Annotated in this window: 11 protein-coding genes; 9 read left to right on the top strand and 2 right to left on the bottom strand. The window is 56.9% G+C overall.

Annotated features, from left to right (window positions below):
• Positions 1-88: 88 nt before the first annotated feature.
• Together ACTJJI_RS06990 and ACTJJI_RS06995 are read right to left on the bottom strand one after the other, a co-directional pair.
• On the bottom strand, positions 89-1,456 hold the full coding sequence (locus ACTJJI_RS06990) for a 6-phospho-alpha-glucosidase (protein ID WP_257256666.1): 1,368 nt from the start codon (positions 1,454-1,456) through the stop codon (positions 89-91).
• Between the two features lie 12 nt (positions 1,457-1,468).
• Positions 1,469-3,013, bottom strand: coding sequence for a PTS transporter subunit EIIC (locus ACTJJI_RS06995; RefSeq protein ID WP_014832899.1), 1,545 nt, complete (start codon positions 3,011-3,013; stop codon positions 1,469-1,471).
• Between the two features lie 274 nt (positions 3,014-3,287).
• On the opposite strand from ACTJJI_RS06995, the gene ACTJJI_RS07000 reads away from it, so the two are divergent.
• The 9 genes from ACTJJI_RS07000 to bamB all read left to right on the top strand — a co-directional run bounded on the left by ACTJJI_RS07000 (position 3,288) and on the right by bamB (position 18,121).
• A complete protein-coding gene (locus ACTJJI_RS07000; protein WP_440653554.1) occupies positions 3,288-8,240 on the top strand; it encodes an alpha-2-macroglobulin family protein in 4,953 nt (1,650 codons plus the stop codon).
• A 1-nt stretch (position 8,241) separates the two neighbouring features.
• Positions 8,242-10,566 (top strand): peptidoglycan glycosyltransferase PbpC, encoded by a 2,325-nt coding sequence (gene pbpC, locus ACTJJI_RS07005; protein ID WP_440653555.1) that lies wholly within the window; start codon positions 8,242-8,244, stop codon positions 10,564-10,566.
• Between the two features lie 157 nt (positions 10,567-10,723).
• Positions 10,724-11,155: a nucleoside-diphosphate kinase gene (ndk, locus tag ACTJJI_RS07010; RefSeq protein ID WP_003860625.1), complete on the top strand. Its 432-nt coding sequence runs from the start codon at positions 10,724-10,726 to the stop codon at positions 11,153-11,155.
• 169 nt (positions 11,156-11,324) lie between these two features.
• On the top strand, positions 11,325-12,491 hold the full coding sequence (locus ACTJJI_RS07015) for a bifunctional tRNA (adenosine(37)-C2)-methyltransferase TrmG/ribosomal RNA large subunit methyltransferase RlmN (RefSeq protein ID WP_335277827.1): 1,167 nt from the start codon (positions 11,325-11,327) through the stop codon (positions 12,489-12,491).
• Between the two features lie 292 nt (positions 12,492-12,783).
• On the top strand, positions 12,784-13,797 hold the full coding sequence (gene rodZ, locus ACTJJI_RS07020; protein WP_163281517.1) for a cytoskeleton protein RodZ: 1,014 nt from the start codon (positions 12,784-12,786) through the stop codon (positions 13,795-13,797).
• Between the two features lie 26 nt (positions 13,798-13,823).
• Positions 13,824-14,942 (top strand): flavodoxin-dependent (E)-4-hydroxy-3-methylbut-2-enyl-diphosphate synthase, encoded by a 1,119-nt coding sequence (gene ispG / locus ACTJJI_RS07025; protein WP_440653556.1) that lies wholly within the window; start codon positions 13,824-13,826, stop codon positions 14,940-14,942.
• Between the two features lie 81 nt (positions 14,943-15,023).
• Positions 15,024-16,298 (top strand): histidine--tRNA ligase, encoded by a 1,275-nt coding sequence (gene hisS, locus ACTJJI_RS07030; RefSeq protein ID WP_046888207.1) that lies wholly within the window; start codon positions 15,024-15,026, stop codon positions 16,296-16,298.
• Positions 16,299-16,311: 13 nt separating this feature from the next.
• The gene (locus ACTJJI_RS07035) at positions 16,312-16,932 is read left to right on the top strand and encodes a YfgM family protein (protein WP_014832893.1); all 621 of its coding nucleotides are present in this window, start codon (positions 16,312-16,314) and stop codon (positions 16,930-16,932) included.
• Between the two features lie 10 nt (positions 16,933-16,942).
• Entirely contained in the window at positions 16,943-18,121 is a 1,179-nt protein-coding gene (gene bamB / locus ACTJJI_RS07040; protein ID WP_118283836.1) for an outer membrane protein assembly factor BamB, read from the top strand.
• Positions 18,122-18,132: the final 11 nt, after the last annotated feature.

Here is an 18,132-nt window from a genome sequence, read left to right on the forward strand (position 1 = left end):
GTTGCCTCCATTCTTTTCCGTAAAAAAGGATTGTCGGTGTTTTTTCTGACACCGACAAGCAAACCACGTTCAACTCGCGAGCAAGCCCCTATTTTTTCACCGCTTCGCCGTTCAGCCAGGCTTTTTGCAGGGCAGGCCAGTACGCGCGGTTAGCCTCGATCATCTCATCCAGAATCGCTTTCGCGTGCTCCATGGTCGGCACGGTGCGGTTCAGGGTAAATGCCTGCAGTGCTTTCTCATAGCTCCCTTCAATAGTTGCTTCCACCAGCAGCTGTTCAGAGGCGAGTTGCTGTTGCAGCAGCGTCTGATGGAACAGCGGCACCTGGCCCACGCGGACAGGCTCTGGCCCCTCGGAGGTGATATAAGCGGGTACCTCGACGACCGCATCGTACGGCAGATTGGTAATTGCCCCGCGGTTTTCCACCATCACCAGATGACGGCTCCGCAGGTTGAAGGCCAGCGAGCAGGCGACATCGACGATAAACTCGCCGTGAACGCCAACGTGGAAGGCATCCGGCAGGATCCCGGTACGCTTATATTCTTCGGCGGCGGCAAACAGCTTTTTCTCACGCCCGTTCATCACTTCATTAGCGCGGGTGTAGTCCGGGTTCTGATGCTCAACAATCTGGTTCGGCATCAGGTAGTACTGCAGATACGGGTTCGGCAGATACTCCGGGAAGTTATCCATGATCGGCTTGATGTTGCGCCAGGTTTTCACCCACGACGGATCGGAGTGCTGTGGGTCGGTTTTGGCGGCATCTTCCGTCAGCAGACCAAACTTCGCGATATGTTTACGCAGCTCCGGCAGCTTGTCCTCGCCGTCCACCCACACACGGGTAAACCAGCCGAAGTGATTCAGCCCAAAGTAGTCCACCTCCAGCTTGTGGCGATCAACCCCCAGAATCGCCCCCATGTTACGCATAGCGGCAACCGGCATATCGCAAATATTCAACACGCGGGCGTTCGGGCGCAGGCGGCGTACCCCTTCCGCGACGATCGCCGCCGGGTTGGAGTAGTTTACGATCCACGCTTTCTCATGCGCATAGCGATCCACCAGATCGATAAGCTCGACCATTGGCAGGATCGTACGCAGCCCGTACGCCAGCCCGCCGGGGCCGCAGGTCTCCTGACCAACCACGCCGTGGCGCAGCGGGATCTTCTCATCCTGCTCGCGCATCTTGTACTGGCCGACGCGCATCTGGGCGAAGACGAAGTGTGCGCCGCTGAAGGCCACTTCCGGGTCATTGGTGACGGTAAATTTGATGCTCTGGCTGTGGTCGCGGATCACTTTTTCCACCACCGGGGCAATCGTGTTCTGACGCGCCTCGTCGATGTCGTAGAGGCGGATTTCGGCCAGCGGGAAGTCCTGCAGACGCACCATCAGGCTTTTCACAATACCTGGCGTGTAGGTGCTACCGCCGCCAGCAATCGACAGAATGAATGGGGGTGTAAACATCTTTAGCTCCTTTCAGAGAAACGTCTCAACGGCTTCTCGCATTTTTTTGACATGCAGCCCGTAGACCACCTGAACGTTGTTACCTTGTTTGATAATCCCTTTCGCGCCGGTCGCTTTCAGCCGCGGCTCATCAATGATGGCGACATCCTTCACCGTCACACGTAAGCGGGTGTAGCAGTTATCCACCACTTCAATATTTTCCCGGCCGCCCAGACCGACGACGATGGATTCACCCAGCCCGTCGTTATTGCCCTTCGCCTGGTACTCCTGTTTGCTGTAAAGGCGCGTCTCCTGGTCCTCATCTTCACGCCCTGGCGTTTTCATGTTGAAACGCAGGATCAGGAAGCGGAACACCACGAAGTAGAGGGCGAACATGATCAGCCCGACCACGATGTACATCGGCCAGTTGGACTTCTCCGTGCCGAGCGGCAGGTTGTAGAGAATAAAATCGATAATCCCGTTAGCGCCGATGGCGTGAACACCCAGCAGGGAGAACAGCATCATCCCGATACCTGTCAGCACCGCGTGCACCACGAACAGCAGCGGGGCGACAAACAGGAAGGAGAACTCAATGGGCTCGGTGACGCCGACCAGCAGCGAAGTGAGCGCCGCCGGGATCAGAATCGCTTTTGCTGCCGCTTTACGCTCCGGCTTTGCGGTCATGTACATCGCCAGCGCCGCCGCCGGCAGGCCAAACATCTTGCTGATGCCGCGCGCATCCCATACCACCGTGCTGCTGAGCTGTTTCACCTCCGGGCAGGCCATCTCCGCGAAGTAAATGTTGCGCGCGCCCTGATAAAGCGTACCGCACACCTCTTGCGTGCCGCCCAGTTCGGTATACAGGAATGGGGTATAGACCAGATGATGCAGACCGGTGGGCACCAGAATGCGCTCAAGGAAGCCGTAGATCGCCACGCCGAACGGACCGGAACCTTTGATAGCAAGCGCCATTGCGCTAATGCCGTGTTGAGCAAACGGCCACAGCTCGCTCATCACTACGCCGAGCAGCATGGAAACGGGCAGCATCACAATGGCGACAAAACAGTGGCCAGAGTAAATCGCCATCGCACCGTTAAACTGTACGCCGGAGTATTTGTTGTACAGGTATCCGGAAAGCGCGCCGGTCAGGATCCCGGCGAACACGCCCATCTCCAGCACCTGAACGCCCAGCACCATGGTCTGCCCGGCGGCTTTCATCTGTGCTGCGGGTGCCAGTTCGCCCTGAAGCTGTAGCGTGACGTTCATGGCGTTGATAAACACCACAAACGTTACCAGCCCAATCAGCGCCGCATAGCCTTTGTCCCGTGTTGCCAGACCAATCGGGATGCCGACGGCAAACACCAGGGCCAGGTTAACCAGCACCGACACGGCAGATTTGGCGATCAGCTGGCCGATATTCTGGATCAGCGGATGGCCGAGAAACGGCAGATACTCGGCCAGGTTGCCATTGCCCAGCACATTGCCAAAGGCGATAAACAGACCGACGATCGGTAAAATAAGTACCGGTCCGTACAATGATTTTCCGAAATTTTGTAGGGCGTTCACGGCTCGTTTCATGGCTTTCTCTCTTATTGAACCGCGCACTCGGGGTGCGTCTTGAGCTTAAAACTAGCAGGCTCCCGGCGAGCTTATCCAGCTATCTTCTTGTTTTAAAAACAAATGACGTGAAAGGTAACATGTGACGTTTGACGTTGTGATCGGCGTAACATCACCACGTTGACGATGCGAGCCGCCTTCCAGATCCTAAAAATGGACTTTTTGTATTAACGAAACTTGCGGATAATACTTATCCGGAAGACGACCAACAGGCTCCATGGGCCAGGGACAAAGGATGAAACCGTTTCGCTTAGCCGCGCTCTCTCTTGCGCTGCTCACCACGTTTACGCTTGTCGGCTGTGATAACAGCGACGATAAACCTCAGGCTGCGGCTCCCGCGGCATCTACAGCAACCACACCAAAAGCGGCGGAAAAGCCAGACGCTGACAAGCTGGCAAAACTGGCGGCACAAAGTCAGGGCAAAGCGCTCACTCTGCTTGATGCCTCTGAAGTGCAGCTGGACGGCGCCGCCACGCTGGTGCTGACATTCTCTGTTCCACTGAATCCGGATCAGGATTTCTCGAAAACCGTGCATGTCGTGGATAAGAAAAGCGGCAAGGTTGACGGGGCGTGGGAACTGGCGCCGAACCTGAAAGAGCTTCGTCTGCGCCATCTGGAGCCCAACCGCAATCTGGTCGTCACCGTGGAACGCGATCTGCAGGCGCTGAACAAAGCGACTTTTGGCATCGACTACGAAAAAGCCCTGACCACCCGGGATATCGAGCCGACGGTCGGCTTCGCCAGCCGCGGGTCACTGCTGCCGGGTAAGGTGGTGGAAGGTCTGCCGGTGATGGCGCTTAACGTTAACAACGTGGACGTGAATTTCTACCGCGTGAAGCCTGAATCGCTGGCTTCGTTCGTTAGCCAGTGGGAATACCGTAACTCGCTGACCAACTGGGAGTCTGACAATTTATTGAAGATGGCCGAGTTGGTTTATACCGGCCGTTTCGATCTTAACCCGGCGCGCAACACGCGTGAAAAACTGCTGCTGCCGCTGAAAGATATCAAGCCGCTCCAGCAGTCTGGCGTTTATATCGCGGTGATGAATCAGGCAGGGCACTATAACTACAGCAATGCCGCCACGCTCTTCACCTTAAGCGATATTGGGCTGTCCGCTCACCGTTATCATAACCGTCTCGATATCTTCACCCAGAGCCTGGAAAACGGTGCGGCGCAATCCGGCGTAACCGTCACGCTGTTAAACGATAAAGGGCAGACCCTGGCTGAGGCGAACAGCGATGCCGACGGCCATGCAAAGCTCGAAACTGACAAAGAAGCCGCGCTGCTGCTAGCCAGTAAAGACGGCCAGACCACGCTGCTTGACCTCAAGCTGCCGGCGCTCGATCTGGCGGAGTTCGACATTGCCGGTAGCCCTGGCTACAGCAAACAATTCTTTATGTTTGGCCCGCGTGACCTCTATCGCCCAGGCGAAACGGTGATCCTGAACGGCTTACTGCGTGACAGCGACGGTAAACCGCTGCCCGCGCAGCCGGTGAAGCTGGATGTCCTGCGTCCGGACGGGCAGGTGGCGCGTACCGTCGTCGTCCAGCCGGAGAACGGTCTCTATCGCTTTAACTATCCGCTGGACAGCGGGGCGCAAACCGGCATGTGGCATATCCGCGCCAATACGGGCGATAACCAGCAGCGTCTGTGGGACTTCCACGTCGAAGATTTCATGCCAGAGCGTATGGCGCTGAATCTCAGCGGACAAAAAACGCCGGTTTCACCGCAGGATAACGTCGACTTTAACGTGGTGGGATATTACCTGTACGGCGCACCGGCCAACGGTAATGCCCTGCAGGGGCAACTTTTCCTGCGTCCACTGCGTGAAGCGGTTCCGGCATTGCCTGGCTTCCAGTTTGGTGATATCGCCGAAGACAACCTGAGTCGCAGCCTGGATGAAGTGCAGCTTACGCTTGATGAACAGGGGCGTGGGCAGGTCTCAACAGAAAGCCAGTGGAAAGAGGTGCACTCTCCGCTTCAGCTGATCCTGCAGGCCAGCCTGCTGGAATCAGGCGGTCGTCCGGTGACGCGTCGTGCTGAACAGGCTATCTGGCCAGCAGCCGAATTACCGGGTATTCGTCCTCAGTTCGCCAGCAAGGCGGTGTATGATTACCGCACCGATACCACTGTTAACCAGCCTATCGTCGATGAAAACGGCAACGCCAGTTTCGACATTGTCTATGCCGATGCCAGCGGGGCGAAAAAGGCTGTGTCCGGGTTACAGGTGCGCCTGATCCGCGAACGCCGCGACTACTACTGGAACTGGTCAGAAAGCGATGGCTGGCAGTCTCAGTTTGATCAAAAAGATCTCATTGAAGGCGAGCAGGAACTGACCCTCAAGGCCGATGAAACGGGTAAAGTGACTTTCCCGGTAGAGTGGGGCTCCTATCGTCTGGAAGTGAAAGCGCCTGATGACATGGTCAGCAGCGTGCGTTTCTGGGCCGGGTACAGCTGGCAGGATAACAGTGACGGCACGGGAGCCGCGCGGCCCGATCGCGTGACCCTGAAACTGGATAAGCCGTCTTACCAGCCGGGTGACACTATCCAGCTGCATATCGCCGCACCGGCGGCGGGTAAAGGCTATGCGATGATCGAATCCAGCGAAGGACCGCTGTGGTGGAAAGAGATCGACGTGCCGGCCAACGGGCTGGATCTCTCTATTCCGGTAGACAAAGCATGGAAACGCCACGACCTCTATCTCAGCACGCTGGTGGTTCGTCCTGGCGATAAATCCAAATCCGCCACGCCAAAGCGGGCGGTTGGCCTGCTGCATCTGCCGATGGGGGATGAAAATCGCCGTCTGAATATCGCGCTGGATAACCCGCAAAAAATGCGCCCGAACCAGACGCTTTCTGTGAAGGTAAAAGCTAGCGTGAAAGAGGGCCCGGTACCACAAAAAGTGAACGTGCTGGTCTCCGCGGTGGACAGCGGCGTGCTGAACATTACCGATTACGTCACGCCGGATCCCTGGCAGGCCTTCTTTGGTCAGAAGCGCTATGGCGCGGATATCTACGATATCTACGGCCAGGTGATTGAAGGCCAGGGACGTATGGCCGCGCTGCGTTTTGGTGGTGACGGCGATGAGCTTAAACGCGGCGGTAAGCCACCGGTGAACCATGTCACCATTATCGCCCAGCAGGCACAGCCAGTGACGCTTGATGCGAATGGTGAAGGGTCCATCACCCTGCCAATTGGAGACTTTAACGGCGAGCTGCGTCTGATGGCGCAGGCCTGGACGGAAGAGGATTTCGGCAGCAGCGAAAGCAAAGTGATTGTGGCCGCGCCGGTCATTACCGAACTGAATACGCCACGCTTCCTGGCAAGCGGCGATACCTCACGGTTGACGCTGGATCTCACCAACCTGACCGATCGGCCGCAAACGCTCAATGTGTCCTTAACTGCGACCGGCAAGCTGTCGCTGGAAGGGGCGCAGCCGCAGCCTGTCAAACTGCCACCGGGTGCGCGTAGCACGCTGTTTATTCCGGTGCGTGCACTGGACGGTTACGGTGATGGCGAAGTGACGGCGCAGGTAACAGGGCTTCAACTGCCTGGCGAGACTTTCGCTCCGCAGCAGAAGAGCTGGAAAATCGGCGTCCGTCCTGCGTTCCCGGCGCAGACGGTGAATACCGGGGCCATGCTGAACCCGGGTGAGTCCTGGACTGCGCCAGGGCAGCATATCAACGGCTTCTCTCCCGCTACATTGCAGGGACAACTGCTGCTTAGCGGCAAACCGCCGCTTAATCTGGCGCGCTATATCCGTGAGCTGCAGGCATATCCTTATGGCTGTCTTGAACAAACCACCAGTGGCCTGTTCCCGTCGCTCTATACCAACGCGGCACAGCTGAAGGCGCTTGGCATTAAAGGCGACACGGACGACAAGCGTCGTGCTGCCATTGATATTGGCATCTCCCGCCTGCTGCAGATGCAGCGTGACGACGGTGGTTTTGCGCTCTGGGATAAAAACGGTCCGGAAGAGTACTGGCTGACTGCCTATGTCACTGACTTCCTGGTACGTGCCGGTGAGCAAGGCTACAGCGTGCCGACGGATGCGGTCAATAATGCCAATAGCCGACTGCTCCGCTACCTGCAGGATCCGGGCATGATGTCCATCCGCTACAGCGACGATACCCAGGCCAGCAAATTTGCCGTGCAGGCCTATGCTGCACTGGTACTGGCGCGCCAGCAAAAAGCCCCGCTGGGGGCGTTGCGTGAAATCTGGGAGCGTCACGGACAGGCGGCTTCGGGTCTGCCGCTGATGCAGCTCGGTATGGCACTCAAACTGATGGGGGATGCCCCGCGCAGCCAGCAGGCGCTGGATCTGGCCCTTAAAACGCCGCGCAACGACAGCAGAAACTGGATGGCGGATTATGGCAGCCAGCTTCGCGATAACGCGCTGATGCTCTCCCTTCTGGAGGAGTACAAGCTGCTGCCGGATGCGCAAAATACGCTGCTGAATGCCCTGTCTGAACAGGCCTTCAGCCAGCGCTGGCTGTCAACACAGGAGAGTAACGCGCTGTTCCTGGCCGGACGTTCGCTGCAGACTTTGTCCGGAGCATGGCAGGCGGAAACCTCACTTTCGGGTACCGCATTGAGCGGTGACAAGGCGCTGGTGCAGAATATGAATGGCGATCAGCTTGGTGCGCTGCAGGTCACCAACACCGGCACGGCCCCGCTGTGGGTGCGTCTGGATAGCACCGGTTACCCGGACTCAGCCCCTCAGCCATCCTCGAATGTGCTGCAGATTGAACGCCATATTCTGGCAACCGACGGCAGTTCGAAATCGCTCTCTTCGCTGAAGAGCGGTGAGCTGGTGCTGGTATGGCTGGAAGTGAAAGCCAGCCAGAACGTGCCAGATGCGCTGGTGGTGGATCTCCTCCCGGCGGGTCTGGAGCTGGAGAACCAGAACCTGGCGAGCAGCAGCGCCAGCCTGCAGGACAGCGGCAGCGAAGTGCAGAACCTGCTTAGCCAGATGCAGCAGGCGGATATTCAGCATATGGAGTTCCGTGACGACCGCTTTGTGGCCGCCGTGCCGGTTAACGAAGGGCAACCGGTGACGCTGGTTTATCTGGCGCGCGCCGTGACGCCGGGAACGTATCAGGTACCGGTGCCGCTGGTGGAGTCCATGTATGTTCCGCAGTGGCGGGCAACGGGTGCGGCCAGTGGCCCGCTGATTGTTGTACCGTAATATGTCAGTTGCACGTCTGATACGCTCCCGCTGGCTGTGGCTGGCGGGGGCGCTTCTCATTTTAGGGGGGCTGATTGTCGCCGCCGACCGCCTCTGGCCGTTGCCGCTGAAAGAGGTTAACCCCGCCCGGGTGGTGGTGGATGAGAAGGGCACACCGCTCTGGCGTTTTGCCGACAACGACGGGATCTGGCGCTATCCGGTCACGATTGAAGAGGTCTCTCCCCGCTATCTTGAGGCCCTGATCCAGTATGAAGATCGCTGGTTCTGGGATCATCCAGGCGTGAATCCTTTCTCTGTGCTGCGCGCCGCCTGGCAGGATCTGACGTCCGGTAAGGTGGTCTCCGGCGGCAGCACGCTGACCATGCAGGTCGCGCGTCTGCTGGATCCGCATCCGCGCACCTTTGGCGGAAAAATTCGTCAGCTCTGGCGGGCGATGCAGCTTGAATGGCACCTCTCCAAGCGCGAGATCCTCACGCTCTATCTTAACCGGGCCCCGTTTGGTGGCACGCTCCAGGGGATAGGTGCCGCAAGCTGGACCTACCTGGGGAAACCGCCGTCACAGCTCAGCTATTCCGAAGCGGCCCTGCTGGCGGTGTTACCCCAGGCCCCCAGCCGTTTACGTCCCGACCGCTGGCCGGCGCGCGCGGAAGCAGCGCGCAACAAAGTGCTCGATCGGATGGTGACACAGGGCGTCTGGTCAGGCCGACAGGTTAACGAATCCCGTGAGGAGCCGGTATGGCTGGCTCCCCGGCAGATGCCTCAGCTGGCGCCGCTCTTCGCACGCATGATGCTGGGGAAAAGCCGTGATACCAAAATTGTCACCACTCTGGATGCCGCCTTACAACGGCAGCTGGAAGAGCTGGCAATGAACTGGAAATCCCGCATGCCGGCGCGCAGTTCACTGGCGATGATCGTTGTGGATCATACTACTATGAAGGTGCGCGGTTGGGTCGGTTCGGTGGATATTAATGATGACACCCGCTTTAGCCATGTGGATATGGTGAATGCGATCCGATCCCCGGGATCGGTACTGAAACCTTTTATCTACGGTATGGCGCTCGACGATGGTCTGATCCATCCCGCCTCACTGCTTCAGGATGTCCCCAGGAAAACCGGTGATTATCGTCCCGGTAATTTTGACAGCGGATTTCATGGACCGGTGAGTATGAGCGAAGCGCTGGTGCGCTCTCTCAACCTGCCTGCCGTGCAGGTGCTGGAGGCCTACGGGCCAAAGCGTTTTGCAGGCATGCTGAGCAATGCAGGGTTGCCGCTTATTTTGCCTGCGGGCGCGCAGCCAAATCTGTCGCTGATCCTGGGCGGGGCAGGGGCGCGGCTGGCAGACATTACGGCTGCCTACAGCGCCTTTGCCCGGCACGGTAAAGCGGGAAGGCTGCGGTTACAGCCAGGTGATGCGCTGGTTGAGCGTCCGCTGTTGTCACCTGGCTCGGCCTGGATTATCCGCCGTATTCTGGCGAATGAGGCCCAACCGTTACCGGATAACGCACTGCCGCAGGTTGCGCCGCTGGCGTGGAAAACGGGCACCAGCTACGGCTATCGCGATGCCTGGGCCATTGGCCTGAATGCGCGTTACGTGATTGGCATCTGGACCGGAAGGCCGGACGGCACGCCCGTGGCCGGGCAGTTTGGTTTTGCCAGTGCCGTGCCGCTGTTAAATCAGGTGAATAACCTGCTTCAGTCGCGCTCAACAATAGACGAAGCGCGCCTGCCACGTGACCCGCGTCCGGAAAGCGTCGGACGGGGCGTGATCTGCTGGCCTGGCGGACAGTCGTTGCCGGAGGGCAGTGAAAACTGTCGACGGCGCCTGTCGACCTGGCTGCTGGAAGGAAGTGAGCCGCCGACGCTGTTGCTGCCCGAGCAGGAGGGGATCCGCGGGATCCGTTTCCCGGTCTGGCTGGATAAAACCGGCAAACGCGTTGCGGCAGATTGCCCGGATGCCACAGAGAAGGTGCTGGATGTCTGGCCGTTACCGCTTGAGCCATGGCTGCCTGCCTCGGAGCGTCGTGCGGTCAGGGTGCCTCCCTCTTCAGCAACGTGTCCGCCGTTGTCGCAGGATGCACCTGCACCGCTCATGTTGACTGGCGTGCGTGAGGGAGCTGTTATCAAACGGCTGCCCGGTGAGTCTCGCGTTTCGTTGCCGCTTCAGGCGACCGGTAACAGCGGTGAGCGCTGGTGGTTTTTAAACGGAGAGCCGCTGAGTGTGAAAGGAAGAATCTATACATTACAGCTTGATAAAGCGGGCGATTATCAGTTGCTGGTCATGGATGAAACGGGTCAGGTGGCGACGGTGAATTTTACGCTGCAGTAACGGTAAAAGCGGCCTCAGATGTGAGCTGTTGCTAAAACTCGTCTTATTTTAAAAAAATGTTACCCGAATCCATAGGCAATGGCGCCATTGCTCATTATAATCCGCGCCACACCATACTCAGGTATGCAAAACAACAGAACATTTTACAGAGGTTATCATGGCTATTGAACGTACTTTTTCCATCATCAAACCAAACGCGGTGGCAAAAAACGTTATTGGCAGCATCTTCGCGCGTTTCGAATCTGCAGGGTTCAAAATTGTTGGCACCAAAATGCTGCACCTGACCGTTGAGCAGGCGCGTGGTTTCTACGCTGAGCACGAAGGTCGCCCATTCTTTGACGGTCTGGTTGAATTCATGACTTCCGGTCCGATCGTCGTATCCGTACTGGAAGGCGAAAATGCGGTACAGCGTCACCGTGACCTGCTGGGTGCAACCAACCCGGATAACGCGCTGGCTGGTACGCTGCGCGCTGATTACGCTGACAGCTTCACTGAGAACGGCACCCACGGTTCTGACTCTGTTGAATCTGCTGCGCGCGAAATCGCGTTCTTCTTCGCAGAAGGCGAAGTGTGTCCACGTACCCGTTAATTTAACGGTTTCGTTTACACATTATTTTCGTAAATGCCACGTGCAAACGTGGCATCCCTGCGCCAGACTTTGTACAATGCAACGCCCCGGACGAGCAGAACGCTTTCCGGGGCGTTTCTTTTCAACCCTCCATGGGCCATAACGTGTAACAACGAGGCCGGAAAATATTATGTCTGAATTAGTGAATACCTCCGAAGTCGCCACGCCTGCGGTTCCAAATAAAAATGGAAAAATCAACCTGCTGGATCTGAACCGTCAGCAGATGCGCGAGTTCTTTAAAGAGTTGGGCGAGAAGCCGTTTCGTGCCGATCAGGTCATGAAATGGATGTACCACTATTGCAGCGACAACTTTGATGACATGACTGACATCAACAAAGTGCTGCGCAACAAGCTCAAAGAAGTGGCTGAAATCCGTGCACCGGAAGTGGTGGAAGAACAACGCTCGTCAGATGGCACCATCAAATGGGCGATTGCCGTTGGCGATCAGCGTGTTGAAACTGTCTATATCCCGGAAGACGATCGCGCCACGCTGTGCGTCTCTTCTCAGGTTGGCTGTGCGCTGGAGTGCAAATTCTGCTCAACCGCGCAGCAAGGTTTTAACCGTAACCTGCGTGTATCGGAAATCATTGGCCAGGTCTGGCGTGCCGCGAAAATCGTCGGCGCGGCGAAAGTGACCGGTACCAGGCCCATCACCAACGTGGTGATGATGGGGATGGGTGAACCGCTGCTGAACCTGACCAACGTGGTTCCGGCGATGGAAATCATGCTGGACGATTTCGGTTTCGGCCTCTCCAAGCGCCGCGTGACGCTCTCTACCTCCGGCGTGGTTCCGGCACTGGATAAGCTTGGCGACATGATTGACGTGGCGCTGGCGATCTCCCTCCATGCGCCAAACGACGAAATTCGTGACGAAATTGTGCCGATCAACAAAAAGTACAATATCGAAACCTTCCTTGCGGCGGTGCGTCGCTACCTGGAAAAATCCAACGCTAACCAGGGCCGCGTAACCATCGAGTACGTGATGCTCGATCACGTGAACGACGGTACCGAGCACGCGCATCAGCTGGCTGAACTGCTGAAAGACACGCCGTGCAAAATCAACCTGATCCCATGGAACCCGTTCCCGGGCGCGCCGTATGGCCGCAGTTCGAACAGCCGTATCGACCGCTTCTCGAAAGTGTTGATGGAGTACGGATTCACCACCATCGTGCGTAAAACCCGTGGTGATGATATCGATGCCGCATGCGGACAGCTGGCGGGTGATGTGATTGACCGAACCAAACGTACCTTGCGTAAACGCATGCAGGGCGAGACGATTGCGGTCAAAGCTGTTTGATTATTATGCAATCACGGCGCATTATTGCGCCGTGAAGCATAATCTTACTGAATAATCAGTCAGATTCGTGATGACTGAGTAATAATTACGGTGCGTTTCATACGACTTTCGGGCAGTATGTAACGACGTAACAACAGTTTAGCTTCACGGGCAGGGCTGCACTGTCATCTCCGGGCTGACAGTCTTATACTGACTGTTCAAGGTTAACTGACCAGAAGTTTCGCGGTGCGGGTGGCATTGTGACTCACCGGCACCTGAACCCTTATTTTTCACGTACCAGTAGTTGTAGCGAATGAATACTGAAGCCACTCACGACCAACATGAAGCACTCTCCACTGGCGTTCGTCTTCGCAACGCCCGTGAACAACTCGGACTCAGCCAGCAAGCCGTTGCAGAACGCTTGTGCCTGAAGGTTTCCACGGTTCGCGATATTGAAGAAGATAAGGCGCCTGCCGATCTGGCTTCAACGTTCTTGCGCGGGTATATCCGCTCTTACGCAAAACTGGTGCATATCCCCGAAGACGAATTACTGCCGATGATGGAGAAGCAGGCACCGGTGCGTGCAGCAAAAGTTGCGCCGATGCAAACTTTCTCCCTGGGGAAACGTCGTAAAAAACGTGATGGCTGGCTGATGAGCTTCACCTGGCTGGTGCTGTTTGTGGTTGTCGGCCTGACCGGCGCGTGGTGGTGGCAAAACCACAAGGCGCAGCAGGAAGAGATCACCACAATGGCCGATCAATCCTCCGCGGAACTTAACCAGGCTGGAAACGGCAACGCGCAGAGCGTTCCACTGAGCACCGACGGCGCGGCAACGACCAGCGAACCACAAACCGCGACGACCGATACGCCAGCAACGGACGCGACGCAGGCTCCAGCAGCAACGGCCAACACGCCAGCGCCTCAGACTCAGGCTCCGACTCAGGATCAAAACGCGGTGGTTGCACCGTCTCAGGCTCCTGTGGATACCGCAACGAACGCACCGGCGGCCAACAGCACGGCACCACTGCCGACTGACCAGGCGGGCGTGGCAACGCCAGCGGCGGATCCAAACGCGCTGGTGATGAATTTCACTGCTGACTGCTGGTTAGAAGTCACTGACGCAACAGGTAAAAAACTGTTCAGCGGTCTGCAGCGTAAAGATGGCACGTTAAACCTAACCGGCCAGGCTCCGTATAAACTTAAAATCGGCGCTCCGGCAGCGGTACAGATCCAGTATCAAGGAAAACCTGTCGATCTGAGCCGCTTTATCAGAACTAACCAGGTTGCACGTCTTACCGTTAATGCCGAACAATCAGCAGCACAGTAACAGACGGGCTACGCGGGAGATTTTTCATGCATAACCAGGCTCCGATTCAACGTAGAAAATCGAAACGGATTTACGTTGGGAATGTGCCAATCGGCGATGGTGCCCCTATCGCCGTCCAGTCGATGACCAATACGCGCACCACGGACGTGGAAGCGACGGTCAACCAAATCAAAGCATTAGAACGCGTAGGCGCGGACATCGTTCGCGTCTCCGTGCCGACAATGGACGCCGCTGAGGCGTTCAAACTGATCAAACAGCAGGTCAGTGTTCCGCTGGTAGCAGATATCCACTTCGACTACCGCATTGCGCTGAAAGTCGCCGAATACGGCGTCGACTGCCTGCGTATTAACCCAGGCAACATCGGTAACGAAGAGCGTATCCGCATGGTGGTGGACTGCGCCCGCGATAAGAACATCCCCATCCGTATCGGCGTGAACGCCGGTTCACTGGAAAAAGATCTGCAGGAAAAGTACGGCGAACCCACGCCGCAGGCGCTGCTTGAATCCGCAATGCGTCACGCTGATCACCTGGATCGTCTTAACTTCGATCAGTTCAAAGTCAGCGTAAAAGCCTCCGACGTCTTCCTGGCGGTAGAGTCTTATCGTCTGCTGGCAAAACAGATCGATCAGCCTTTGCACCTCGGGATCACCGAAGCGGGTGGCCTGCGCAGTGGCTCCGTCAAGTCAGCTATCGGCCTGGGTCTGCTGCTCTCGGAAGGGATCGGCGATACCCTGCGTGTTTCGCTGGCGGCCGATCCGGTCGAAGAGATCAAAGTCGGCTTCGACATTCTGAAATCGCTGCGTATCCGCGCGCGTGGGATCAACTTCATCGCCTGCCCAACCTGTTCACGTCAGGAGTTTGACGTCATCGGAACCGTGAATGCCCTGGAGCAGCGTCTTGAAGACATCATCACCCCAATGGACGTCTCCATCATCGGTTGTGTGGTGAATGGCCCGGGTGAAGCGCTGGTGTCAACGCTGGGCGTCACCGGCGGTAACAAGAAAAGTGGTCTCTATGAAGATGGCGTTCGTAAAGATCGTCTGGATAATAGTGATATGATCGACCAGCTTGAAGCGCGCATTCGTGCCAAAGCGTCGATGATGGACGAAGCGCAGCGCATCAGCGTTCAGCAGGTTGAAAAATAACGTGATGGGAAGCGAAGTGCTTCCCATGTATGATTGAACCCATTCTTTGGGTTCTTTTTTGTATATAGAAAGAGAATAAACGTGGCAAAAAACATTCAAGCCATCCGCGGCATGAACGATTATCTGCCTGGCGAAACCGCCATCTGGCAGCGCATTGAAGGCACACTGAAGCAGGTGCTCGGCAGCTACGGTTACAGCGAAATCCGTTTGCCGATTGTAGAGCAGACCCCGTTATTCAAACGCGCGATCGGTGAAGTGACCGACGTGGTTGAAAAAGAGATGTATACCTTTGAGGACCGCAACGGCGACAGCCTGACGCTGCGTCCGGAAGGTACGGCGGGCTGTGTACGCGCCGGCATCGAACATGGTCTCCTGTACAATCAGGAGCAGCGCCTGTGGTATATCGGCCCGATGTTCCGCCACGAACGTCCACAGAAAGGTCGTTATCGCCAGTTCAACCAGCTGGGTGTAGAGGTGTTTGGTCTGCAAGGACCCGACATTGACGCTGAGCTGATTATGCTGACCGCCCGCTGGTGGCGCGCGCTGGGTATCTCTGAGCATGTTTCACTGGAGCTGAACTCTATCGGTTCTCTGGAAGCACGTGCGAATTACCGCGACGCGCTGGTGGCGTTCCTGGAGCAGCACAAAGAGAAGCTGGACGAAGACTGCAAACGTCGCATGTACAGCAACCCGCTGCGCGTGCTTGATTCCAAAAACCCGGATGTGCAGGCGCTGCTGAATGACGCCCCTGCATTGGGCGACTATCTGGACGACGATTCTCGCGAACACTTTGCCGGTCTGTGCAAACTGCTCGAAGCGGCAGGCATTGCCTATACCGTTAATCAGCGCCTGGTACGCGGTCTGGACTACTATAACCGTACCGTGTTTGAGTGGGTTACCACCAGCCTCGGTTCGCAGGGCACCGTATGTGCTGGCGGCCGTTATGACGGTCTGGTTGAGCAACTTGGCGGTCGTGCCGCGCCTGCGGTTGGCTTCGCGATGGGCCTTGAGCGACTTGTTTTGCTGGTTCAGGCAGTTAATCCGGAATTTAAAGCAGATTCCGTTGTCGATATATACCTGGTGGCTTCAGGCGCGGAAACGCAGTCTGCGGCAATGCAGCTTGCCGAACGCGTGCGTGATGCACTGCCGGACGTGAAACTGATGACCAACCATGGCGGCGGCAACTTCAAAAAACAGTTTGCTCGTGCCGATAAGTGGGGCGCAAGTATCGCACTGGTGCTGGGTGAGTCCGAAGTGGCTAACGGCGAAGTGGTGGTGAAAGACCTGCGCTCTGGTGAGCAGACAACGGTAACGCAGGACGGCGTTGCGGCGCACTTGCGCACTCTATTGGGCTAAGGAGAAGGACGGCGTGGAAATTTACGAGAACGAACACGACCAGGTCGACGCGATCAAACGCTTCTTTGCTGAAAACGGCAAAGCGCTGGTTGTTGGGGTTATTTTAGGTGTGGGTGCGTTGATTGGCTGGCGCTACTGGAACAATCATCAGGCGGATTCCGCGCGCGGCGCGTCTCTGTCTTATGAAAATACCGTAAGCGCAATTCGTGCCGATCAGCCACAAACGCTGACGGCTGCAGAAAAATTTGCCGCTGACAATAAAAACACCTACGGTGCGCTGGCCGCGCTGGAAGTGGCTCAGCAGTACATTGATAAGAACGAACTGGATAAAGCGGCTGCCCAGCTGTCGCAGGGGCTTGCGGCCGCCAGCGATGACAACCTGAAAGCGGTTATCAATCTGCGCCTGGCCCGTATCCAGGTTCAGCAGAAAAAAGCTGATGAAGCGCTGAAAACGCTCGATACCATCAAAGGCGAAGGTTTTGCTGCCATTGTTGCCGATCTGCGCGGTGAAGCACTGCTGAGCAAAGGTGATAAAGCGGGCGCGCGTAAAGCGTGGCAAGCTGGTGTGGATAGCAAAGCGTCACCTGCGCTGAGCGAAATGATGCAGATGAAAATAAATAATTTGTCCGTCTGAGAGGGACCCGATGCAATTGCGTAAATTACTTCTGCCAGGACTGCTTTCTGTTACGTTATTGAGTGGCTGTTCACTGTTCAGTGGCGAAGAAGACGTTGTGAAAATGTCCCCGCTGCCGACTGTTGAAAACCAGTTTACCCCGTCAACCGCGTGGAGCACCTCCGTCGGTGATGGAATTGGTGATTTCTACTCCAACCTGCATCCGGCTTTTGCTGACAGCGTTATCTATGCGGCTGACCGCAAAGGTACCGTAAAAGCGCTTAATGCCGATGACGGGAAGGAAGTGTGGTCCATTAACCTGGCGGAGAAAGACGGCTGGTTCTCCCGTAAACCTGCACTGCTTTCTGGCGGCCTGACCGTTGCCGGTGGCCACGTGTATGTGGGTAGCGAAAAAGCACAGGTCTATGCCCTGAACACCAGCGATGGTTCTGTTGCCTGGCAAACGACGGTTGCCGGTGAGTCTCTGTCTCGTCCGGTGGTGAGCGACGGCCTGGTGCTGATCCACACCAGCAATGGCCAGCTGCAGGCGTTGAACGAAGCCGATGGTCTGGTGAAATGGACCGTAAACCTGGATATGCCATCACTTTCCCTGCGCGGTGAATCTGCCCCGGCGACAGCCTTTGGTGCAGCCATTGTGGGGGGGGATAACGGTCGCGTGAGCGCGGTACTGATGCAGCAAGGTCAGATGATCTGGCAGCAGCGTATCTCTCAGGCGACGGGTTCAACTGAAATTGACCGTCTTAACGACGTCGACACGACGCCAGTCATCGTGAATGGTGTGGTTTACGCGCTGGCGTATAACGGCAACCTGACCGCGCTGGATCTGCGCAGTGGCCAGATCATGTGGAAACGTGAACTGGGCTCAGTGAATGATTTCATTGTTGAAGGTAACCGTATCTATATGGTTGACCAGAACGACCGTCTGCTGGCGCTGAGCACCGATGGCGGCGTGACGCTGTGGACGCAAAGCGATCTGCTGCACCGTCTGTTGACCGCTCCGGCACTGTACAACGGTAGCCTGGTGGTGGGAGATAGCGAAGGCTATATGCACTGGATCGATCCGGAGACGGGTCGCTTTACTGCGCAGCAAAAAGTCGACGGCTCTGGCTTCCTCACCGACCCGGTTGTGGCTGACGGCAAACTGCTGATTCAGGCAAAAGACGGCACGCTGTACGCGATCACGCGTTAATTACCCGGCGG

It is taken from the genome of Enterobacter sp. 22466, assembly GCF_052044775.1.
Lineage (GTDB): Bacteria > Pseudomonadota > Gammaproteobacteria > Enterobacterales > Enterobacteriaceae > Enterobacter > Enterobacter dissolvens.

Bases quoted from the DNA above. Each gene is read 5' to 3' on its own strand.
- pbpC (WP_440653555.1), top strand. From the start codon at position 8,242: ATGTCAGTTGCACGTCTGATACGCTCCCGCTGGCTGTGGCTGGCGGGG.
- ndk (WP_003860625.1), top strand. From the start codon at position 10,724: ATGGCTATTGAACGTACTTTTTCCATCATCAAACCAAACGCGGTGGCA.
- ACTJJI_RS07015 (WP_335277827.1), top strand. From the start codon at position 11,325: ATGTCTGAATTAGTGAATACCTCCGAAGTCGCCACGCCTGCGGTTCCA.
- ACTJJI_RS06990 (WP_257256666.1), bottom strand. From the start codon at position 1,456: ATGTTTACACCCCCATTCATTCTGTCGATTGCTGGCGGCGGTAGCACC.
- bamB (WP_118283836.1), top strand. From the start codon at position 16,943: ATGCAATTGCGTAAATTACTTCTGCCAGGACTGCTTTCTGTTACGTTA.
- rodZ (WP_163281517.1), top strand. From the start codon at position 12,784: ATGAATACTGAAGCCACTCACGACCAACATGAAGCACTCTCCACTGGC.
- ispG (WP_440653556.1), top strand. From the start codon at position 13,824: ATGCATAACCAGGCTCCGATTCAACGTAGAAAATCGAAACGGATTTAC.
- ACTJJI_RS06995 (WP_014832899.1), bottom strand. From the start codon at position 3,013: ATGAAACGAGCCGTGAACGCCCTACAAAATTTCGGAAAATCATTGTAC.
- ACTJJI_RS07000 (WP_440653554.1), top strand. From the start codon at position 3,288: ATGAAACCGTTTCGCTTAGCCGCGCTCTCTCTTGCGCTGCTCACCACG.